This window comes from Streptomyces sp. rh34, from assembly GCF_002551245.1.
Lineage (GTDB): Bacteria > Actinomycetota > Actinomycetes > Streptomycetales > Streptomycetaceae > Streptomyces.
In genome coordinates this window covers 1-3,492 of the sequence record NZ_NTGZ01000428.1, presented here as the reverse complement: position 1 = coordinate 3,492, position 3,492 = coordinate 1, and the positions used below count along the sequence as shown (strand labels likewise).

Genomic DNA, 3,492 nt, shown 5'->3' with positions numbered 1-3,492 from the left:
AGTCGGCCCCGGGCCGGACGGGGCCGCCGGGCGGACCCGCGGGAACGCGCCGCCCGGCCCGGTCATCTGTCCACCCGGACGGCGGCCCCGGTCAGCTGGTCGTCCAGGCGGCGGATGTCGGCGTCGACCATGATGCGGGCCAGTTCGCGCGACTTCACCGAGGGCTTCCAGCCGAGGAGCGCCTCGGCCTTCGACGCGTCTCCGATCAACGCGTCGACCTCGCTCGGGCGTTCGTACTTCGGGTCGTAACGCACGTGCTCGCGCCAGTCCAGCTCCGCGTGCTCGAAGGCGAACTCCAGGAACTGCCGGACGCTCACGCCCTCACCGGTGGCGACCACGTAGTCGTCGGGAGTGTCGCACTGGAGCATCCGCCACATGGCGTCCACGTACTCCGGCGCGTATCCCCAGTCCCGGACCGCGTCCAGGTTGCCCAGGTGCAGACGTTCCTGGAGCCCGGCCTTGATCCGGGCGACACCCCGGGTGATCTTCCGGGTCACGAAGGTCTCGCCCCGGCGCGGCGACTCGTGGTTGAAGAGGATCCCGTTCACCGCGAACATGCCGTACGCCTCGCGGTAGTTGACCGTGGCCCAGTAGGCGTAGACCTTCGCCACGCTGTACGGGCTCCGCGGGTGGAACGAGGTGTTCTCGTTCTGCGGGGGCGGGCTGGCGCCGAACATCTCGGAGGACGAGGCCTGGTAGATCCGGGTCTGGATGCCGCTGGCCCGGACCGCCTCCAGGAGCCGGACGGTGCCGAGGCCCGTGACGTCACCGGTGTACAGCGGGGCGTCGAAGGACACCCGCACATGCGACTGCGCGCCCAGGTTGTAGACCTCGTCGGGCCGGATGTCGCGCAGCAGGTTCACCAGGGCCACACCGTCGGTCAGGTCCGCGTGATGCAGGACGAAGGAGCGCTCCGGTTCCTCGGGGCCCTGGTAGATGTGGTCGATCCGCTCGGTGTTGAAGCTGGAGGAACGGCGTATGAGCCCGTGCACCGTGTACCCCTTGTCGAGCAACAACTCGGCCAGATATGAACCGTCCTGGCCGGTCACTCCGGTGATGAGCGCGGTCTTCACCACGATTCCCCCTTCTCTGCTGATCGCTTCGACGGCGACGTTCACTGACATATCGGAATTGGAGCGTTCTGCGGCGAAGTGTCACCGCAGTCCCTTTCTGCTGGCACAATCCGAGCCATGACGACCGAACTCCCCGTCCCTTCCCAGGAATCCGTCCGCCCCCTACTGCGGTCCGGCTCCCGCGTATTCGTCGCGGGACACCGCGGCCTGGTCGGCTCGGCGGTGGCCCGCCGCCTCGCCGCCGACGGTCACGAGGTGCTCACCCGCGGCCGCGACCTCCTCGACCTGCGCGACGCCGCGCGGACCGGGGCGTATCTGAAGGAGATCCGCCCGGACGCCGTGGTGCTGGCCGCCGCCAAGGTCGGCGGGATCATGGCCAACAGCACCTACCCGGTGCAGTTCCTGGAGGACAACCTGCGCATACAGCTCAGCGTGATCGCCGGCGCGCACGCGGCCGGGACCGAGCGGCTGCTCTTCCTCGGCTCGTCGTGCATCTACCCCAGGCTCGCACCCCAGCCGATCCGCGAGGGCTCGCTGCTCACCGGCGAGCTGGAGCCCACCAACGAGGCCTACGCCCTCGCCAAGATCGCCGGAATCGTCCAGACCCAGTCCTACCGCCGCCAGTACGGCGCCTCCTACATCAGCGCCATGCCCACCAATCTCTACGGGCCGGGCGACAACTTCGACCTGGAGACCTCGCACGTCCTGCCCGCGCTGATCCGCCGCTTCCACGAGGCGCGGCGGGACGGGGCCGACGAGGTGACCCTGTGGGGCTCCGGCACTCCGCGCCGCGAGTTCCTCCATGTCGACGACCTCGCCGCCGCCTGTGTGCGCCTGCTGGAGGCCTACGACGGCGACGAACCCGTCAACATCGGCTGCGGCGACGACCTCACCATCAGTGAACTCGCGGACACGGTGAAGGAGGTGACGGGCTACCAGGGGCGCATCGGCTGGGACGCCTCGAAGCCCGACGGGGCGCCCCGCAAGCTGCTCGACGTCACCCGCCTCTCCTCCCTCGGCTTCACACCGCAAATCCCGCTGCGCGACGGCATCGCCCGCACCTACGCCTGGTGGCTCGGGCAGCTCCCGCCCGGACAGTGACCGTTCGCCGCCGTCGGGAGGTGTCTCGCGGCGGCGCACCGGCTGTGCTCCTCGCATCCGCACGCCCGCCGCCCTCAGTACGCCCCGCGGCCGTCGGTGACGGCGCGCACGGTGCGGGCGAGGAGTCCCATGTCGGTGGCCACCGACCAGTTGTCGACGTACCAGAGGTCGAGCGAGACGGTCTCCTGCCAGGTCAGATCGGAGCGGCCGCTCACCTGCCACAGGCCCGTCAGCCCCGGCTTCACGGCGAGCCGGCGGTGTTCGCGCTCGTCGTACCGCGAGGCCTCCTCCGGCAGGGGCGGCCGCGGACCCACCAGCGACATCTGGCCCAGCAACACGTTGAGGAGCTGCGGGAGTTCGTCGATCGACGTCCGCCGCAGCATCCGTCCGACCGGTGTCACCCGGGGGTCGCCGCGCATCTTGAAGAGCGGTCCGTCGACCTCGTTGCTGGCGGCCAGCTGTGCCTTCAGCTTCTCCGCGTCCGCCACCATCGTGCGGAACTTCCACATGGTGAAGGGCCGGTTGTGCCGCCCGTGCCGGACCTGCCGGTGGAAGACCGGGCCCCGCGAGGTCAGCCGGACGCTCAGTGCCACCGCCAGGAGTAACGGTGTCAGCACCAGCAGCCCGAACAGGGCCCCCGTACGGTCCAGCGCGTTCTTCAGCACGGCCTGCGGGCCCCCGCGCAGAGGCGGCGCGATGTGCAGCAGGGTGAGCCCGGCCGCGGTGACGGGACGCACCCGCTCGGCCGCCACCCCGGACAGCTCCGAGACCACGGACAGGGCGACGCCCCCGTCGTGCAGTCCCCAGCCGAGCCGGCGCAGCCGGTCGCCGGTCAGCTGGGGCCCGGGAGCCACCAGTACGAGGTCGGCCGCGTGGGCGTAGACGGCGCCGAGCACCGTCGTCACGTCGTCGTCGGCCGGGCGGGACGCGAGGCGCCCCGGCACCCGCACACCGTCCAGCTCCAGCCGGGCGGCGCCCACCGGGATGGCGGCGACCAGAAAATAGTCGTGATCCGTACGGGAGTTGAGCAGCTCGGCCGCCCGGCCCACGCCCGATGGCTCGCCGACCAGCAGCACCCTGCTGGCCCGGTGTCCCCGGCGTCGGGAGAGCGGCCACCGGCGCAGCCCCGCCACCGCCGTGGCGATCGGCAGCCCCGGCGCCACGGCCACGACGGCCGTGGCCGGGTCCACCGGGCTTCCCGCCGCCGTGTGCAGCACGGCCAGCAGGCCGATGAGCGCGAGCCAGTCCCCGACCGGGCCGAGCGCGCCGCCGGGCCCGGCCCCCGGCCGGTCCGTGTACCTGTCTCTTATACATATCT

The 3,492-nt window shown here is 71.3% G+C and carries 3 protein-coding genes; 1 reads left to right on the top strand and 2 read right to left on the bottom strand.

From position 1 onward, the window contains the following. Positions 1–62 precede the first annotated feature (62 nt). The gene (gene gmd, locus CR470_RS36675; RefSeq protein WP_097871998.1) at positions 63–1,076 is read right to left on the bottom strand and encodes a GDP-mannose 4,6-dehydratase; all 1,014 of its coding nucleotides are present in this window, start codon (positions 1,074–1,076) and stop codon (positions 63–65) included. Between the two features lie 114 nt (positions 1,077–1,190). On the opposite strand from gmd, the gene CR470_RS36670 reads away from it, so the two are divergent. Next, positions 1,191–2,174 (top strand): GDP-L-fucose synthase family protein, encoded by a 984-nt coding sequence (locus CR470_RS36670; RefSeq protein WP_097871994.1) that lies wholly within the window; start codon positions 1,191–1,193, stop codon positions 2,172–2,174. A 74-nt stretch (positions 2,175–2,248) separates the two neighbouring features. Here CR470_RS36670 and CR470_RS36665 read toward each other — a convergent pair. Then, positions 2,249–3,492 (bottom strand): sugar transferase (locus CR470_RS36665; protein ID WP_257139045.1); only part of this gene is annotated, 1,244 nt, incomplete at its 5' end.

What these genes read in the sequence shown, in the direction of transcription:
- CR470_RS36670 (WP_097871994.1), top strand. Translation starts at nt 1,191, where the DNA reads ATGACGACCGAACTCCCCGTCCCTTCCCAGGAATCCGTCCGCCCCCTA.